17 protein-coding genes and 2 riboswitches are annotated in these 16,596 nt (G+C 38.0%); of the genes, 8 read left to right on the top strand and 9 right to left on the bottom strand.

The features are described from left to right. Nucleotides 1-10: 10 nt before the first annotated feature. The 5 genes from queF to HOO54_RS08820 form a co-directional block, all read right to left on the bottom strand. Nucleotides 11-508 (bottom strand): preQ(1) synthase, encoded by a 498-nt coding sequence (queF, locus tag HOO54_RS08840; protein WP_172294401.1) that lies wholly within the window; start codon nucleotides 506-508, stop codon nucleotides 11-13. An 18-nt stretch (nucleotides 509-526) separates the two neighbouring features. Then, nucleotides 527-1,258: a 7-carboxy-7-deazaguanine synthase QueE gene (queE, locus tag HOO54_RS08835; protein WP_172294399.1), complete on the bottom strand. Its 732-nt coding sequence runs from the start codon at nucleotides 1,256-1,258 to the stop codon at nucleotides 527-529. Then, nucleotides 1,251-1,394: a hypothetical protein gene (locus tag HOO54_RS08830; protein ID WP_172294397.1), complete on the bottom strand. Its 144-nt coding sequence runs from the start codon at nucleotides 1,392-1,394 to the stop codon at nucleotides 1,251-1,253. Before HOO54_RS08830 ends, queE begins: the two co-directional genes overlap by 8 nt. A gap of 1 nt (nucleotide 1,395) precedes the next feature. Then, the gene (gene queC, locus HOO54_RS08825) at nucleotides 1,396-2,055 is read right to left on the bottom strand and encodes a 7-cyano-7-deazaguanine synthase QueC (RefSeq protein WP_172294395.1); all 660 of its coding nucleotides are present in this window, start codon (nucleotides 2,053-2,055) and stop codon (nucleotides 1,396-1,398) included. Nucleotides 2,056-2,167: 112 nt separating this feature from the next. Then, nucleotides 2,168-2,212: riboswitch (PreQ1 riboswitch) on the bottom strand. Nucleotides 2,213-2,285: 73 nt separating this feature from the next. Beyond that, on the bottom strand, nucleotides 2,286-3,320 hold the full coding sequence (locus HOO54_RS08820; protein ID WP_172294393.1) for a YkvI family membrane protein: 1,035 nt from the start codon (nucleotides 3,318-3,320) through the stop codon (nucleotides 2,286-2,288). A 226-nt stretch (nucleotides 3,321-3,546) separates the two neighbouring features. Between HOO54_RS08820 and HOO54_RS08815 the strand changes: the two genes are divergently transcribed. The 3 genes from HOO54_RS08815 (at nucleotide 3,547) to motB (ending at nucleotide 7,371) form a co-directional block, all read left to right on the top strand. Beyond that, complete coding sequence (locus HOO54_RS08815) at nucleotides 3,547-5,640, top strand: ATP-dependent Clp protease ATP-binding subunit (protein ID WP_172294391.1); 2,094 nt, start codon at nucleotides 3,547-3,549, stop codon at nucleotides 5,638-5,640. A 176-nt stretch (nucleotides 5,641-5,816) separates the two neighbouring features. Continuing rightward, complete coding sequence (gene motA / locus HOO54_RS08810) at nucleotides 5,817-6,611, top strand: flagellar motor stator protein MotA (RefSeq protein ID WP_172294389.1); 795 nt, start codon at nucleotides 5,817-5,819, stop codon at nucleotides 6,609-6,611. Further along, on the top strand, nucleotides 6,604-7,371 hold the full coding sequence (motB, locus tag HOO54_RS08805) for a flagellar motor protein MotB (protein ID WP_172294387.1): 768 nt from the start codon (nucleotides 6,604-6,606) through the stop codon (nucleotides 7,369-7,371). Before motA ends, motB begins: the two co-directional genes overlap by 8 nt. A 23-nt stretch (nucleotides 7,372-7,394) precedes the next feature. Here motB and HOO54_RS08800 read toward each other — a convergent pair whose 3' ends face one another. After that, entirely contained in the window at nucleotides 7,395-7,850 is a 456-nt protein-coding gene (locus HOO54_RS08800) for a MarR family winged helix-turn-helix transcriptional regulator (protein ID WP_172294385.1), read from the bottom strand. A 184-nt stretch (nucleotides 7,851-8,034) separates the two neighbouring features. On the opposite strand from HOO54_RS08800, the gene HOO54_RS08795 reads away from it, so the two are divergent. Then, nucleotides 8,035-9,525: a sporulation kinase KinD gene (locus HOO54_RS08795; RefSeq protein ID WP_172294383.1), complete on the top strand. Its 1,491-nt coding sequence runs from the start codon at nucleotides 8,035-8,037 to the stop codon at nucleotides 9,523-9,525. Nucleotides 9,526-9,560: 35 nt separating this feature from the next. Here HOO54_RS08795 and HOO54_RS08790 read toward each other — a convergent pair whose 3' ends face one another. Next, entirely contained in the window at nucleotides 9,561-9,800 is a 240-nt protein-coding gene (locus tag HOO54_RS08790; protein ID WP_172294381.1) for an aspartyl-phosphate phosphatase Spo0E family protein, read from the bottom strand. A gap of 169 nt (nucleotides 9,801-9,969) precedes the next feature. Here HOO54_RS08790 and fosB point away from each other — a divergent pair, with 169 nt between their 5' ends. The 4 genes from fosB to HOO54_RS08770 all read left to right on the top strand — a co-directional run bounded on the left by fosB (nucleotide 9,970) and on the right by HOO54_RS08770 (nucleotide 13,380). Further along, the gene (gene fosB / locus HOO54_RS08785) at nucleotides 9,970-10,452 is read left to right on the top strand and encodes a metallothiol transferase FosB (protein ID WP_172294379.1); all 483 of its coding nucleotides are present in this window, start codon (nucleotides 9,970-9,972) and stop codon (nucleotides 10,450-10,452) included. Continuing rightward, entirely contained in the window at nucleotides 10,449-11,228 is a 780-nt protein-coding gene (locus tag HOO54_RS08780) for a carbon-nitrogen family hydrolase (protein ID WP_172294377.1), read from the top strand. Before fosB ends, HOO54_RS08780 begins: the two co-directional genes overlap by 4 nt. A 77-nt stretch (nucleotides 11,229-11,305) precedes the next feature. After that, a riboswitch (SAM riboswitch) is annotated at nucleotides 11,306-11,443 on the top strand. A gap of 66 nt (nucleotides 11,444-11,509) precedes the next feature. After that, the gene (mtnK, locus tag HOO54_RS08775; RefSeq protein ID WP_172294375.1) at nucleotides 11,510-12,544 is read left to right on the top strand and encodes an S-methyl-5-thioribose kinase; all 1,035 of its coding nucleotides are present in this window, start codon (nucleotides 11,510-11,512) and stop codon (nucleotides 12,542-12,544) included. Between the two features lie 5 nt (nucleotides 12,545-12,549). Further along, entirely contained in the window at nucleotides 12,550-13,380 is an 831-nt protein-coding gene (locus HOO54_RS08770; protein ID WP_172294373.1) for a translation initiation factor eIF-2B alpha/beta/delta subunit family protein, read from the top strand. A gap of 201 nt (nucleotides 13,381-13,581) precedes the next feature. Here HOO54_RS08770 and HOO54_RS08765 read toward each other — a convergent pair whose 3' ends face one another. Next, nucleotides 13,582-14,073: a methylated-DNA--[protein]-cysteine S-methyltransferase gene (locus HOO54_RS08765; protein ID WP_172294371.1), complete on the bottom strand. Its 492-nt coding sequence runs from the start codon at nucleotides 14,071-14,073 to the stop codon at nucleotides 13,582-13,584. 5 nt (nucleotides 14,074-14,078) lie between these two features. Then, on the bottom strand, nucleotides 14,079-16,289 hold the full coding sequence (locus tag HOO54_RS08760; protein ID WP_172294369.1) for a PAS domain-containing sensor histidine kinase: 2,211 nt from the start codon (nucleotides 16,287-16,289) through the stop codon (nucleotides 14,079-14,081). Nucleotides 16,290-16,596 lie beyond the last annotated feature (307 nt).

The following is a 16,596-nucleotide window of genomic DNA, read 5'->3' as shown; positions in this document are numbered from 1 at the left end:
ACGCAACTCCCTACCGATTATCAATCGTCTCCGGATACAAATCATGATTCATTAAGCGGTATTCTGCCATTTTTTCATATGTTGTGCCTGGCTTACCGTAGTTTGTGTAGGGATCAATTGAGATTCCGCCCCTTGGTGTGAATTTGCCCCAGACTTCGATGTAACGCGGGTCCATTAATTCAATTAAATCATTCATGATGATGTTCATGCAGTCTTCGTGAAAATCTCCATGGTTACGGAAACTAAAAAGATAAAGTTTCAATGATTTACTTTCTACCATTTTTTGATCTGGGATATAACTAATATAAATGGTTGCAAAATCAGGTTGACCTGTTTTTGGACATAAGGATGTGAATTCCGGGCAATTGAATTTAACAAAATAGTCTCTATTTTGATGCTTGTTCGGAAAAGCTTCCAATACTGCGGGAGTATAGTTAAACAAATAGTCCGTTCCTTGGTTTCCAAGGAGGGTTACCCCTTCTAATTCTGAGTCTTTTCTTGTTGACATGTTGATCTTCCTTTCTTGTTAAACGCCTCGTTTATTTCCCCAGATCAAAGTATGGAGCTGAGGAAGAACGCGGACACGGTTTAATTCAGGGTCGCTCATCACAGCAGTAACTAGTTCTTCATATTTTCGCAATAGCTTTTCGATGAGGTGCCCCCTTTCTTCTGTATGAATATCATCATTCCCAACTTGGAGATAAAATGGGAGATATGGATAACGCTGATGAACACCTTTTGCATATTGAAGGTCAAGAGGCGTAAAAATGACGACCTTCAAGCTTGCTGCTGCCAGCCTGTCATTTTCCTGAAGCATTCTCACAATTTCATCAAGTTTTTTGAAATCAGTTTTCATAATTGAGCTTGGCGGTTTCGGTGAGATTGTTAAATGATCGATTTTTGTAAACCAATCCTGATATAATGTCCCTTGTGTTTCAAGCGCTGTTTGTATACCATTTTTTCGCAAAAGGAAAATCAGTTCATCTAATTGTTTGAACAGGGCTGGATTTCCCCCTGACAAGGTAACATGAGAAAAAGCGTCACCCCCTATGTTCCGCAGCGACTCATATATTTCTTGTGCAGTCATCCATTGAATGTCATGTTTCGCTGAGCCGTCCCATGTGAAAGCTGAATCACACCAACTGCACGAATAATCACAACCAGCTGTTCTAACAAACATCGTTTTTTGGCCGATGACCATCCCTTCTCCCTGAACAGTCGGACCAAATATTTCTAGTACAGGAATCGGCTTAGCCATGATGATCACCTTGTTTTGCACGATAGATGAGTGTTTCTCGTACAAAAACTTGAACACAATAAGGTTTATTAAGCTCTTCCAAAAAGCCCTCATCTTTTTCATAGATCATTTTCGCAACAACATTATGTGTAAGCACTTTAAGTTCTCACCTCTTTCATTTTCATATATTCGTAATACCCGTTAGCCCGCAACTTACAGGCTGGACATTCACCGCAACCATCGGCCATGATTCCGTTATAACAAGTAAGTGTCTCATTTTTGACGAAATTAAGGGCATTTAAATCATCGGCAAGCTCCCATGTTTCTGCTTTATTCAACCACATGAGCGGTGTATGAATGACAAATGGATGCTCCATTGCTAGATTGACAGTAACATTACACGATTTGATAAAAGCATCGCGACAATCCGGATAACCGCTGAAATCTGTCTCACAAACACCTGTCACAATATGCCGGGCTCCGATTTGATAAGCGAGAATTGCTGCAAAACTTAAAAAAACAAGATTGCGCCCAGGAACAAAAGTTGACGGAAGTTCACCTTCTTTTTCTTCAATTTTAATATCATCTCTCGTCAAAGCGTTTGGTGCCAGTTGATTTAAAAGTGCCATATCTAATAGGTGATGTTTGACACCAAGCTTTTCCGCAATCTTTTTTGCAGCTTCAATTTCCTGAATATGCCGCTGATTGTACTGAAAAGTAAGCGCTTCTACTTCATGAAATTGTTTTAATGCCCATAATAGACATGTGGTACTATCTTGACCGCCGCTAAATACAACGATCGCTTTTTCCTGTTTCATAATTCCTCCTTCTCCGCTTCTCCATAGACTCTATCATCATGAAAAAACACCTTCCTAAAGGAAAGGTGTCCAGCAAAAAAACATGAAAAAAGACCATACCCCAAGGATACAGCTTTCCTTAGTTTTTTATAGAGGGTTTTGCTAGAACCTCTCCCGCAGTTTTTTAAGCGGATTTTGTTCAATTTTTCTTTCGCCATCTTACCATAAAACAAGACGATCGCCAAGTCTCCCTAACACTTCGGCATTTTTTTCATCATGAGAAAGAAAATAAACACAAGGCTCAACTGTCCAAAGAATGGGTAAATCGTTGATATCAATTTACCGTAGCCGATCTGCCCGGTTAAGTAAATGGTAACCAGAATCAGGACAAAAATATAAAAACTTTTCATTTGAATGTATTCCTTAATCTGTTTTTCCAGACCGTACAAATTACCGATGACAGATGTGAAAACTTCCCCAAAAATGATCAACAAATAAATGATATGAACTGATTGTTGAACAATATAAACGACTTGCGCCATTGGGATCTCATATAAAAGAACATCAGGTAAAGTTGACAGTGACAAAAAACTTGCCGTTAATATAAGGGTAAGCAAACACCCTCCAATAATCGCACCTTTTTTAATAATGGCTTCCGATTTGATTTCAGAGGCAAGTGGGACAAGGACAGCTTGGGCGAGTGACAAATTAAAAGCTCCGTACGAGACAGCAGATAATAACCATTCCGGATTAGCTGAAAGTCCCAATGGAAAATGCAGAGACGGATCATCGAAAATAAATGAATCAAACAAGACGATCGTTGAAAACAGCAACAATAAGGGAACGACAATAAGATTTACACTAAATATTCCTTTCACTCCACACATCATGACGAATAAGCTTAAAACAATTGTCACAAGCATTCCCATTTGATTAGAAAGCCCTAATTGTTCTTTAAAAATGGCACCCGCACCAGATAACATCACAGACGTAACCCCAAGTAAAATTAGGAGCAAGAAAACATTGATGATTTTCCCTAATGTTTTCCCAAATAAAAACTTATTTAATTCTTGATATGATTTCGCATTAATCCTCGTTGAGATTAACATAATTTTCGCACCAAGAAATGTAAACATCATTCCGCTGATCAAAATGCCGGCCAGACCTGTCCAGCCAAACTTTAAAAAAAATTCCACAATTTCTCTTCCCGTCGCAAATCCCGCTCCTACCACAGTTCCTACATAGACAAACGCAAGTTGTAAAGCGGATCCTTTCGATTGACTCATCCTTATCCCCCATAAAGTACCCGACTTCTCACTTTACACCATATGAGCCAAGCTCTCAAAATAGAAGAACAACTTACAATCGATAACAAAAGAAAAAATGAAGCAAAGATCTTGAAAGTCAAAGATAGTCAATGTATACTATTAGTCAGAGATGGTCAAACAAACGACCATTTTTTCTTAAACCTTTGGTCAAAAAAGGTCAAAATCATTAAAGGGGGTTAGGCAAATGCGTTGTCAACAATGTCAAAGAAATGAGGCGACGATTCGCCTTAACATTCAAATCAACTTTACAAAAAAACAAATGGATTTATGTGAAGACTGCTACAAAAAAATCGCACAACCTTCAAATATCTCCGGAGATCACTTTTTTGGAGGAAGCTCTTTTTTCAGTCAGCCTTCCCAAGCAAATCAACAATCACCGTCGCAAAATGGTCTGCTTGATCAACTAGCGAACAATTTAACAAATGCTGCGAAAACAGGCTTGATTGATCCTGTTATTGGACGAAGTCATGAAGTAGCACGCGTCATTGAAATTTTAAACCGGAGGAACAAAAACAATCCGGTATTAATCGGAGAGCCTGGTGTCGGTAAAACTGCCATCGCCGAAGGTCTTGCGTTAAAAATTGCTGAAGGTGCTGTTCCAAGCAAACTAAAAAACAAAGAACTCTACTTGCTTGATGTCGCATCACTTGTTGCTAATACAGGAATTAGAGGACAATTCGAGGAAAGAATGAAACAGCTGATAAAAGAATTGAAAGAACGGAAAAATGCGATTCTTTTCATTGATGAAATCCATCTGCTAGTGGGTGCTGGTTCTGCCGAAGGTTCTATGGATGCAGGCAATATTTTAAAACCTGCCCTTGCCAGAGGCGAGTTGCAGGTCATCGGTGCAACAACTTTAAAAGAATATCGCCAAATTGAAAAGGATGCTGCGCTAGAACGACGATTCCAGCCGATTCTCGTACATGAGCCGACAATTAAACAAACGGTTGCTATTTTAAACGGTTTAAAAGAAAAATATGAAGCTTACCATGGAATTTCTTATACAGATGAAGCAATTCAAGCGTGTGCCGTCCTTTCAAACCGTTATATTCAAGATCGCCACCTCCCTGACAAAGCGATCGATTTGCTTGATGAAGCGGGTTCCAAAGCGAATTTAGCACTCGATATCATCAGTGATCAGGACGCTTCAAAACGACTGCAACAAATAGAGGCAGAAAAAGCAAAAGCATTGCAGGAAGAAAATTATGAAGTTGCAGCAAAGCTTCGGGATGAAGAAGCTGAATTGTATAATAAACTTGATCACAACACAGAAACAAAACAAGTAACAGTCGGTCTGAAAAGCATTCAAGCGATCATTGAAGAAAAAACCGGGATTCCCGTCAGCAAGCTTCAGCATGATGATCAGAAAAAAATGAGAGAGCTTGAAGCAAACCTCAAAAGCCGTGTCATTGGACAAGAACAAGCAGTTAAAAAAGTTGCTAAAGCGATTAGACGAAGCCGTGCTGGACTCAAATCAAAAAATAGACCTGTCGGTTCATTCCTGTTTGTTGGTCCAACAGGTGTTGGTAAAACCGAGCTTTCTAAAAGACTTGCAGAAGAACTGTTTGGCACTAAAGACTCCATGATTCGTCTTGATATGAGTGAATATATGGAAAAACATGCCGTCTCAAAAATAATTGGTTCTCCTCCTGGATATGTCGGACATGATGAAGCAGGACAATTAACAGAAAAAGTCCGCAGAAACCCTTACAGTATTGTCCTGCTTGATGAAATTGAAAAGGCACACCCTGATGTTCAACACATGTTCCTGCAGATTATGGAAGATGGTCGCCTCACTGACAGTCAGGGTCGAACAGTCAGCTTTAAAGACACTGTCATTATTATGACAAGTAACGCTGGAACTGCCGAAAAGCAGACAACTGTCGGTTTTAACAGAGAAGAACAGTTGCTAAGTGAACAATCTTTGATTGACTCTTTAAGTGATTTCTTTAAGCCAGAATTTTTAAACAGGTTTGATCATATTGTTAAATTTCAACCACTTGAGAAAGAGCATCTCATGAAAATCACTGAACTGCTGTTGAAAGAGCTTGAAGAAACGTTACATGAGCAAAAGCTGACAATCGAGGTTTCTGATCAGGCAAAAGAAAAAATCGCTGAAATTGGTCGCCATCCCGAATTTGGAGCACGTCCTTTAAGAAGAACGATACAGGAAACAGTCGAAGATCCAATAGCTGACCTCCTGCTTGAAAACGAAGAGATCTCTGGAGTTGTTGTCACAGTCGAGAACAATAATATCACTGTTAAACCAAATATGTAAGAGTAACCGACTTCTTCCTCAAGAAGTCGGTCTTTTTGATCGAACAATACTTTTGTCCCTTATTAATCATAATCCAAAAGTCCTTATTCTTAGCAATTTTTGAAACATCCTAAAGTTCCAATCCTATAAACCGATAATAACTATAGAAAAGTTAGTTAAAAGGAATTGGTGAAAAAATGGACAAAACATCATTAATTGGAATCATTTTAGCGATCATTGGAGTCGGTGTCGGAATGGTCATGAAAGGGGTCAGTCCTGCAGTTCTTGCCAATCCGGCAGCATGGCTGATCATCGTAGTCGGAACAGCCGCAGCAGTTACCATTGCTTTTCCAATGCGGGATGTCAAAAAGGTTCCCAAGCTCTTCGGTATATTGTTTAAAGAAAGAAAGATGATCGAAGTTGAAGAGCTTATCCCAATGTTTTCCGAATGGGCACAAATTGCTAGACGTGACGGTCTTCTTGCCTTAGAAGCTAACCTTAGTCAAATAGATGATGAGTTTTTAAAAAATGGCATGAGTATGGCTGTCGATGGTCAGAGTGCCGATTTCATTCGCGACGTTTTGACAGAAGAAGTCAGTGCAATGGAAGAAAGACATCAAGTTGGCGCAGGCATCTTCACCCAAGCAGGGACATATGCGCCAACACTAGGTGTTTTAGGAGCTGTTGTCGGACTAATTGCCGCACTTGGAAATATGAGTGATACAGAAGCCCTTGGACATGCTATCAGTGCCGCATTCGTTGCCACCCTACTGGGGATTTTTACAGGTTATGTATTGTGGCATCCTTTTGCCAACAAATTAAAACGTAAATCCAAGGCAGAAGTGAGAGTCAGGGAAGTCATGATTGAAGGAATCCTCTCCATTTTGGAAGGACAGTCACCGAAAGTGATTGAACAGAAACTCTTAATGTATGTATCCACCAGCGAACGAGGAAATATCGCCGTTTCTGAAGGAGACAATCAAAATGGCTAAAAAAAAGAAGCATAAAGATCATGAAGAACATGTAGATGAATCTTGGCTCATCCCTTATGCGGATTTACTTACCCTTCTTCTCGCTCTTTTCATCGTACTGTTTGCCATGAGCTCAATTGACGCCAAAAAATTTGAAATGATGTCTAAATCGTTCAATACTGTGCTGTCTGGTGGAACAGGAATGATGGAGTATTCAAGCTTCACACCGCCGAAAGAAAACACTGCTGATGATGGGACAAAACCGGATGAACCTAAAGCTGGTATAAAAGAGGAAGACAAACATTCATTGGAAAAAATCCAACAACAGGTGAACCAGTTTATTAAAGAAAAAAAACTTGAAGCAAAAGTAACGACAAAGCTAACAGATGAAGGACTCCTTCTATCCATTGAAGACAACATCTTTTTCGACTCTGGAAAAGCGGTCATCCGTCAACAAGATATTCCGCTAGCTAGAGAAGTTTCCGATTTGCTCGTCCTAAAACCGGCGCGCAATATCGTGATTAGCGGCCATACAGATAATATACCGATAAGAAATTCTGAATTTAAATCAAACTGGCACTTAAGTGTTATGCGGGCTGTCAATTTCATGGGACTTTTAATTGAAAACCGAAAACTAGATGCCAAGACATTCAGCGCAAAAGGCTATGGGGAATATAAACCGATCGCTTCAAACAATACTGAAGAAGGCCGAAAAAAGAACAGACGAGTTGAAGTTCTCATCCTCCCGATTGGTCAAGAAAATTTGAATACGAAACAATAAGGAAGCTGCCAAAAGCAGCTTCCTTATTGTTTGTCATCATGAAGTTTTTTCGCGTTCAAACCTACATTTTTCAGCAGTTCAATACAAGCTTTTTTCTCTTCAGCATTTAATACACTAATCATTTGATGCAGCTTTTTAGCATGATCAGGGAATATCTGTTCTAAGAGCTTGACCCCTTGATCGGTTATTTGTGCATAAGTGACTCGGCGATCAGATGAAGATGCTCTTCTCACCAGCAGTTGTTTTTTCTCCAATTTATCGACCACATATGTAATGCTTCCACTCGCTAGTAGAATCTTGTCACCTATTTGCTGAAGGGGTTGATCTCCTTTATGATGAAGCAGCTCTAAAACCGCGAATTCGGTTGGATTTAAGCCATATTGATGAATATATCTATTCATATGATCATTAATTGATCTGTACGCTCGTGATAACACAATAAATAATTTTAATGACTGTTCCTGTTCACTATTACTCATGATCTCTCAACTCCAAAAGAAACAAACTACAGAAAAACATTAATAAACTATATGAAAAATGTCAACTGATATCCTTTAACAAAAGGATATTTATGTTAGTCAAATATTTTAATCATGCTTTCTATAATTCAGCTCGTACTAGTGTTATAATACCTCTATTCCTGTGTGATTGGGAGAGAGTGAAATGTTAAAAAAAGTTATACTTTATTTGAGCTTTGTCATGATTCCAGCTTTTATTATCAGTTTTTTTATATACAATGAAAGACTAGAACATATAGCTGAAAGACATCGGCGGATAGCGTCTGTTACGATGAATATTCATCGCAACCAACTCAATTATTTAATTGGTGAAACAGAAGCCCGAATGAGTACTTTGGCAACAGCCCTTAACCATCCTGTTAGCAAACCACAGATTGGACGAATTCTAACAGAAACTTATAAAAAAGAACCCCGTATTTCTGCGCTGTATTTGCTGAATACAAAAGGCGATGTCATGTTAAATACAAAGCCTGGTCAAGAAAAAAAGATACTGTTTAGCAAGGATGTTTTGAAAGAAGCTAAAAACTCAAAAAAATCTGTTATTATCGACAGTACAGAAGGGTCAACAGACAGAAATGAGCTGAATATCTTTACACCTGTTTTTGATGAGAAAGACCGTGTGACAAATTTTTTAATGGCAACGATTCGCATCGATTACTTAAAAAACATTATCGATATGTTAAGTCCCGAACTTTCTATTAAAGTTCTTAATCAAAAAGATCAAATTGTTTTTACAGCAGGAAGCTCGCCTCCAGAAAAAAACAGTGAAACTGTTGATGCATATCTTGATCAAATTTCTTGGAAGCTTGAAGTTTATCCAACTCCCGTTCAGTCTAAACAAATGGCTCGCGGCCTGTTGTTTTCATTTTTAAGCATTTTTATCTTACTTAACATTTTATTCCTCTTACTACAGTATATTTTGCTGAAAAGGCGGACAAAGCAGGAGCTCGCCCAAAATGAAACACACAAGCTAGAATTGATTGGCACCCTTGCAGCGAGCACAGCTCATGAAATTAGAAATCCACTCACTGGGATCAGTGGGTTTATCCAGCTCCTTCAGAAAAAATATACCTCAAAGGAAGATCAAATGTACTTCTCAGTAATCGATCAGGAAATTAGGCGAATCAATCAAATTGTCAGTGAATTCCTTGTGCTAGGAAAACCGACGGCAGAGGAATGGCAGTTAAATATGATGAATGACATGGTCGATGAAATTATGCCCATTATTTATTCTGAAGCACATTTATATAATGTAGAGGTTGAGGTCCATAATCAAGCAAAAAATTCTGCATACGTTTTTTGCAATAAAGATCATATTAAGCAAGTTGTCTTGAATCTCGCTAAAAATTCTTTAGAATCTATGAAAAACGGCGGGCAACTGACCATTAGAATCGAACATGACCAACAAATGGCAGAAGTTGTTGTGAAAGATAACGGAGAAGGAATTCCTAAGGAAATGCTGGACAAAATCTTCCAACCTTTCATTACATCTAAAGAAAAAGGAACTGGACTTGGTCTCGTCGTTTGTAAACGAATTATCTCTATGTATAAAGGAACGATCCATATAGAAAGTGAACAGCATAAAGGGACAACCGTAACGATCAAGTTGCCGATATCAAATGAAAAAGCGGATTAAAATGCCTCAAGATCCTCCGCTTATTACGGATCTCATTATGCCGTATATTTTTCAACAATCAGACAGTCATTGCGGTCTACATAATGATGCAGTGGCTGTTCTGACGAACCATTGTCGATCACAGACATTTTTTGATATTGATAGATTAATTGATCTAATTCCTGACTTTGTTTAATCGTCTCATGTCCTGTATATCCATGAATTTCAGCAGCTTCCACCATTTTTTGCCGCTTTTCATTGATGGAAACTAGCAATGCTTCTCTGTCTATGTGCATGCTTTTCCCCCCTTACCACATAAAGTGACAAATCTCCAAATTTTGCGTACTTGAGCATTATTACAGATTATACCTATTTTGTAAACCCATTTTTTTAAAAAAAGTGTTTACTCGAGTATAATAGATTTATCACTTGATTGTAACGGCTTACAAAAGGAGTGGATACTAGATGGAAAGTAGCAAAATAAAAGGAATTAATCATCTCCTATTTTCCGTTTCTGACCTGGAAACCTCTGTTAGATTCTATGAAAAGGTGTTTGCGGCGAAATGGCTTGTAAAGAGCGAGAAAACGGCTTATTTTGATTTAAACGGAATCTGGCTGGCATTGAACGAAGAAAAAAACATTCAGCGAACACAGATTCATGATTCCTACACACACATTGCTTTTTCAATTGCACAAATCGATTTGCCGGATTGGGAGGCGAAGCTAAAAGCACTAGGTGTGAAGGTGCTGAAAGGGAGAAAACGTCATAAAGGTGATAAAGATTCGATTTATTTCTCAGATCCTGATGGACATAAATTTGAACTTCACACTGGTTCAGTTTCCGACAGACTTGCATACTATCAAAAGGAAAAACCTCACCTTTCCTTTCATCAAGCCCATATTGAGGAATTATTACGAAAATTACGAAAACGAGGTGAAACAGATTGAAACGGACGATTTCTTGTCTACAATTCGCCATATCATACGGAAATCCTTCAGAAAATTTCAAAAAAGCACAATGTTTAATTGAAGCTGAGAGTCGGTATTCTGATATGTTGATTCTCCCCGAATTATGGACGACAGGCTATGATTTGGAGAACCTTCAGCAGCTTGGAGATGATGAGGGAAAGCAGACGAAAATATGGCTTCAGAACACAGCAAAAGCGAACAATATCAATATTGTTGGTGGATCGGTTGCTGTTAAGAAACAAAATGATGTCTACAATACGATGTACATCACAAACAAACGTGGAGATCTTGTTAAAGAATACAGTAAAGTTCATCTTTTTCAACTGATGGATGAGCATCTTTATCTCTCCTCCGGCTCTACTGACGGCTGCTTTGAACTAGCGGGAATGAAAGCAGCTGGTGTCATCTGTTATGACATCCGTTTCCCTGAATGGATCAGAAAACATTCTAGAAAAGGGATTGATATACTGTTTGTTTCAGCTGAATGGCCAGCGCCACGACTTCATCATTGGCGAAGCCTCCTAATCGCCAGAGCCATTGAAAATCAATGTTTTGTTGCTGCGTGCAATTGTTCGGGAAAAGATCCAGCAAACCAATTTGCCGGTCACAGTATGATCATTGATCCATTAGGAAACATTCTTGCTGAAGCTCAAGATGGAGAAGCCGTCATCAGAGCGGAAATTGACCTTCATGATTTAAAAAAAATCCACAAAGAAATACCTATTTTTGCAGATATCCGCGAAGATTTATATTAAAAAACAGTTGACAAAGAAACGCGAATACTGTTAATATTTTCAACAACCATTCAAACATTAAAATTTCATACTGTTTTCTCTTATCGAGAGTTGGGCGAAGGACTGGCCTTATGACCCCAACAGCAACCGACCGTAATTCCATTGTGAAATGGGGCGCAGCTGCGCCTTAAGGGCACGGTGCTAAATCCATCAGATCTATTTCTGAGAGATAAGAGAGGCGGATTGCGATCAGCCTCTTTCTCTCACTGGGAAAGAGGCTTTTACTTTTAGGAGGGAGCAAAATGACTGTCGTTCAAAATCTTTTAACAGAAAGCTCAGCAGTAGCACTTATGTTCAAGCTTGGTTTTTTTTCAAATGGGAGCAAATTAATTTGTCGGGAGATGGATAACGATCATCACAATCTCATCTTTCAGGTTTATGATCAGGTTCAAAACAAAGGGCTAATCATCAAACAAGCAATACATGATGCAAATCAGTACGCGAAAATTGAAAATAGCGCACTTCTTCATCAATCAATATATGTTCCTCATCTTGTACCAAAGGTGGTTTATGCAGATACAGATCTTGCAGTAACAGTTTTAGATGATCTATCCCATTTGCAGATCGTCAAAAAAGGATTAATGAATGGGAATGATTATCCAAATCTATCAACAGATATTGGAGAATTTCTTGGAAAAACCTTATTTTATTCCTCCAGCTATGCATTGGACACCCAGGTAAAAAAACGGCTTATCAAACACTTTACATCCCCAAACTTTTGGGAGGAGAATTTCTTTAATAAAATGCCGAAAATAAACAACAACGAAACATTAAAAGTTCATATCGACAAGCTGAAAAACCGATTTTTCAATTCTGAAGAAACTCTGATCCACGGCAATCTCCATCTAGGCAGTATTTGGGCTGGAGAAACCGAAACAAAAGTAACAGACCCAAAATTTGCATGTTTTGGACCGTTTGGTTTTGATTTAGGGCAATTCATCGCTAGTCTGACATTCACCGCATTATCCAAAAATGAAAAACAACAGATTGTTTTATTCAACCATATCGAAACGATGTGGGAAACTTTCTGTTCCTCTTTTAGTGAAGCATGGGAAAAAGACTGCTTAGACGTGTACAAAACGAACAATTTTCTAGAAAAAACACTAAAAGAAATATTTGCAGACACTGTGGGTTTTGCTGGATGTGAATTAATGAGGCTGGCTAACCGAAGTTTCAAACAAAAAGAGCGTGCTTTAAAAATAGGTGCAAAGTTCATCGAACAGGCTAAAGATTTCCATACAACAAAAGACATGATTCATACTGTACTGAAGGAGTGATTGACATGTTGGATTTTTCAAAACAGGACGAAACAGCAGTTAAAATCTTAAACCCATTTTCAGAATATTTAACAGCGACGGAAGATATATACGAGTCGATTCATAACAAACCAACCATGGGTATTGCTGTGTTCAGACTTGCTTTTCACGCCCAAGATATAAATTCGGTAAATGTTACCAATTTCCACAAACAGCTGACATCACTAAAAGATAAACTGATCAAATCGACAGCGAGTTTCTCATCATTGTTGGAAGATCTAATCAAAAAGACAAAAAGTGCAAAATCGGTGAACGAGGCAAAAACCATTCTTATTCACAAGGCAATTCAAATCCAGATTAAGGAAGAAGAGATATACCGGCAGATTGGTCAAAATGTTTTGCAACTGTTTCATCCCAGTGAAATGATCATGACGATCTCTAATACTTTTTCAAATACTAAATGTCTTGACTTTAACATCTATACTTGCGAAATGCATGATGATCAACTGAAGCTAGTACAACATGAGACAGAAATTACATACATCAAAAATCATACAGCAACTTACATGTTAATGAAAAAAAATATTTCAGCTGTAATTGCCGGAACCGATTATATCATCAAAAATGATGACGACACCTGTCAGATTGGTACGTACCGGTTAGCGGTATTAGCTAAAACATTTGATATCCCGCTTTTTATCGCTGCTCCTGCTTTTACATCTAGTCATTTTGATAGTCAGCGAACAGTCCATAACACACCGAAAGGAGGGCATATCCCAGCTCATCTTATATCAGGGATCATTACAGAAAATGGACTGATCACAGACAAGCATGAAATTAAAAGATTTTTTATTTAAAGCGGTTGTTTATCAACTTAATAATTTCCTTTTTTTGTTCTGCCGTAAGAACATGAAGTTTGAAAAACCACTCAGCATAACCAGCAATCTTTTGCGGGCGACTCAGTTTCATGCGTTTGCCCTCCTTTTTTTACCATCACCAACATTTTTAACTTAATAAAAGTATATGTTGCAAACAAAAAAATGGAACTGTATATTTAATCAATTTACTTGATAAGAAATTTTTTCAATATCAAGCAGCAGTGCTTTTTTATCGATCTCATTGCCAGCATAACCAGTCAGTGTCCGATTTTTCCCAATGACACGATGACATGGAACCATAATTGGAAGCGCATTTCTTTTATTCGCCTGGCCAATTGCACGAACCGCACGAGGCTTCCCGATTGCATGTGCAATATCAGAATAACTCCTCGATTCTCCATAAGGAATGGACAGCAGTGCTCCCCAGACTTTTTTTTGGAATGCTGTCCCTTCTAGTGACAGCGGGATTGTGAACACTTTTCGTTTCCCTTTAAAATACTCCTCAAGCTGCAGTTTAGCATTTTTTAATAGTTCGGTATCCCGCTCTTCGAGATCTAAATTGATTAAACTACCCAAGTTTTCTTTTTCAAAAAGGAAATGTGTCAAATGCCCATTTTGCTCAACAAGATATGCTAGTCCAAAAGGCAGATTGATTGTACTATAATAGCCCAATGCTTTTAACCCTCCTCTTCATGGTGTTGTCTAATAGGAAGTGTCAGGTGAAAAGTCGTACCTTTCCCCTCTATACTCTCAACTACAATTTCTCCATTATGCTCTTCAATAATTTTATAGCTAACCATCAACCCAAGTCCAGTACCGCGTTCTTTTGTTGTATAAAAAGGTTCTCCCAGACGCTTTAATTTATCCTCTGCCATACCAATCCCTTCATCAGTCAAGGATACTGTAATATGGCTGGTGTCTTTCTTTTGAATTTTCACATAGATATTTCCTCCATCAGGCATGACCTCAATAGCATTTTTTAAAATATTAATAAAAACCTGTTTAAGTTGATTCGGTTCACAATAAATCAGTGGGATTTTGCCATAATAATCGAGGTGCATCTGGACATTGTCCAAATTCGCTTGTGCATGAAGAAGATCCATCGTGTCCTGCATAATTTTAATAATATTCTTTTCTTCATACATAATAGCCTGTGGCTTAGCTAGAATTAAAAATTCTGTGATGATTGATTCTATTCTTTTCAACTCCGATGTAATCACATTAAAATAAAGTGAGTGATCTTCTTCTTTAATACTTCCTTCAAGCAGCTGAATAAACCCTTTTAAAGCAGTCATCGGGTTGCGAATCTCATGGGCGATTCCCGCTGCCAGCTCTCCAACAACATGAAGTGTATCAGACTTGCGCAACCGCTCTTCAAGTTCTTTTCGTTCTGTCACATCCCTGAGCATCGCCATATTCATATTTTGAATAATGTTTCGCTTAAAAGAAAACTCTAAAATTTGTTTTTGGTTGTTTAATAAAAATGGAATGTCATTATCCATTTCCTCAAAAGAGATCGTTTTAACTTGTGAAACTGCATTTTCAATCTGATATTCAGATAAAATATCGAGAAGATTGAACGATTTTAATTGTTCAATCGGAATGTGAAGTATTTTTCCTGCTAAAGGGTTGGCATCAATGATCTTATACTGATTGTTAAAAAGGACAATTCCATCCATTGATCCATTGAATACTTTTCTAAATTTAAGTTCACTTTCCCGCAGCTCTTTTTCCATTCGCTTGCGGTCACTGACATTTCTTAAAATCGTTAAATGCTGGTTACCGAACATGATCCGCTTTGATGTAAACTCAAGTTCTTTATATTGCCCATTTCCCATCCGAAACTGTAGTTCTTCTCGTATTTCCCCTTTTTCATCATAACGCTTTCGAATAGAAAAATAACGTTTATCTGTTAAGTCAACAAAGTCAATGATCTTTTTTGTTAATAGCTCTCTCATCGGTAATTCAAAAATTTTGCACGCCGACTGATTGGCTTTTACAATTTGCCAATCCTTGTTCATGATAATAATTGCATCCATCGCATTTTCAAACACTTCTCTAAATCGTTCTTCACTTTTAAACAGCTTTTTTTCCATGAGACGCTTTTCAGTAATATCCCTCATAATTGACATATAAAAACCGTTTAAAATATTAGATGTGACTGTCAATTCAAACAGCCTATATGTTCCGGAGCGCAGGCGTACTGGCAATTCACCTTTGGCTTTTCCTTTTCTATAGAGAGTTCTTAACATATTCTTCAGTTTATCGGTATTTTCAGCGGATACAAAATCGGCAAGTTTCAGGTTTGAGAGCTCACCAGTCGCAATCTCAAAGCTTTGGCAAAAAGAATTGTTTGCATCAATAAAACTGCCTTGTTTATCAAAAATGACAATCCCCTCGACTGCCCTATGAAATAAATCTTTAAAGAGCTTCTCATTCATTGTCCGTTCACGTTCTAATATCTTATTTGATGAGATGTCTCTCATAACAACAAAGATGCAATTTTCCCCTACTCCTTTGTTCGCCGTAAACTCCACATATTTTACTGATCCATTATCCAACCTGATGGCTACTTCTCTCTTTAGATAACCACGTTCTAAAAAACACCGAATATTCCGTGTTAATTCCTCAGGTGAAACAGCATGCAAAAACGCGATCGCGGAGCGGTTCAACAACTCCGTTTTTTCACATTGCAGAATGTTACAAGCGGCATTGTTTGCTCTCATGATATTCATTTGCTCGTCTAAAATAAAAATAGCGTCAAGCGTTCCATTGAACATCAACTCGTAATAATGCAACTCCGTTTTTAAGGTATCATTCTCATCTTTCAGGCTTTTTAACTGGTTTTGCAGATTCAAGGATTTTTTTAAATCAAGAGTCTCTGTCATTTGTTACACTCCTTCTTCAAAACCTATCCTCCAATAATTCTACAATCTATCAGTTCTTCCTTCATTTGTTTCAAACTTTTACAACAATGGGATATTTTTTTGTTTCACTTTGCAATATTTCCAGGGAAATGGTACTTAGTTTTACTAAATTACTTCAGGATAGACAATACCAATTGATCCATTATTACATCAAAAAGCTGTCCGAAAAGAGCATAAATTTGCCAAACTGCTGATATATCAGTGTTTATTAAACGTGAAAAGGGCGTCCGAAAGTCCAAAAAGAGACTTACTGGACAGCCCCAAAAAG

Origin of the sequence: Bacillus sp. WMMC1349, assembly GCF_013155385.1 — a bacterium.
Taxonomy (GTDB): Bacteria; Bacillota; Bacilli; order Bacillales; family Bacillaceae; genus Bacillus.
Note: the sequence above shows the minus strand (reverse complement) of the source record. Positions and strands in the feature narration are given on the sequence as shown.

Bases quoted from the DNA above. Each gene is read 5' to 3' on its own strand.
- HOO54_RS08820 (WP_172294393.1), bottom strand. From the start codon at position 3,320: ATGAGTCAATCGAAAGGATCCGCTTTACAACTTGCGTTTGTCTATGTA.
- HOO54_RS08760 (WP_172294369.1), bottom strand. From the start codon at position 16,289: ATGACAGAGACTCTTGATTTAAAAAAATCCTTGAATCTGCAAAACCAG.
- mtnK (WP_172294375.1), top strand. From the start codon at position 11,510: ATGACTGTCGTTCAAAATCTTTTAACAGAAAGCTCAGCAGTAGCACTT.
- queE (WP_172294399.1), bottom strand. From the start codon at position 1,258: ATGGCTAAGCCGATTCCTGTACTAGAAATATTTGGTCCGACTGTTCAG.
- HOO54_RS08770 (WP_172294373.1), top strand. From the start codon at position 12,550: ATGTTGGATTTTTCAAAACAGGACGAAACAGCAGTTAAAATCTTAAAC.
- HOO54_RS08800 (WP_172294385.1), bottom strand. From the start codon at position 7,850: ATGAGTAATAGTGAACAGGAACAGTCATTAAAATTATTTATTGTGTTA.
- fosB (WP_172294379.1), top strand. From the start codon at position 9,970: ATGGAAAGTAGCAAAATAAAAGGAATTAATCATCTCCTATTTTCCGTT.
- HOO54_RS08795 (WP_172294383.1), top strand. From the start codon at position 8,035: ATGTTAAAAAAAGTTATACTTTATTTGAGCTTTGTCATGATTCCAGCT.
- motA (WP_172294389.1), top strand. From the start codon at position 5,817: ATGGACAAAACATCATTAATTGGAATCATTTTAGCGATCATTGGAGTC.
- motB (WP_172294387.1), top strand. From the start codon at position 6,604: ATGGCTAAAAAAAAGAAGCATAAAGATCATGAAGAACATGTAGATGAA.
- HOO54_RS08815 (WP_172294391.1), top strand. From the start codon at position 3,547: ATGCGTTGTCAACAATGTCAAAGAAATGAGGCGACGATTCGCCTTAAC.
- queC (WP_172294395.1), bottom strand. From the start codon at position 2,055: ATGAAACAGGAAAAAGCGATCGTTGTATTTAGCGGCGGTCAAGATAGT.
- HOO54_RS08790 (WP_172294381.1), bottom strand. From the start codon at position 9,800: ATGCACATAGACAGAGAAGCATTGCTAGTTTCCATCAATGAAAAGCGG.
- queF (WP_172294401.1), bottom strand. From the start codon at position 508: ATGTCAACAAGAAAAGACTCAGAATTAGAAGGGGTAACCCTCCTTGGA.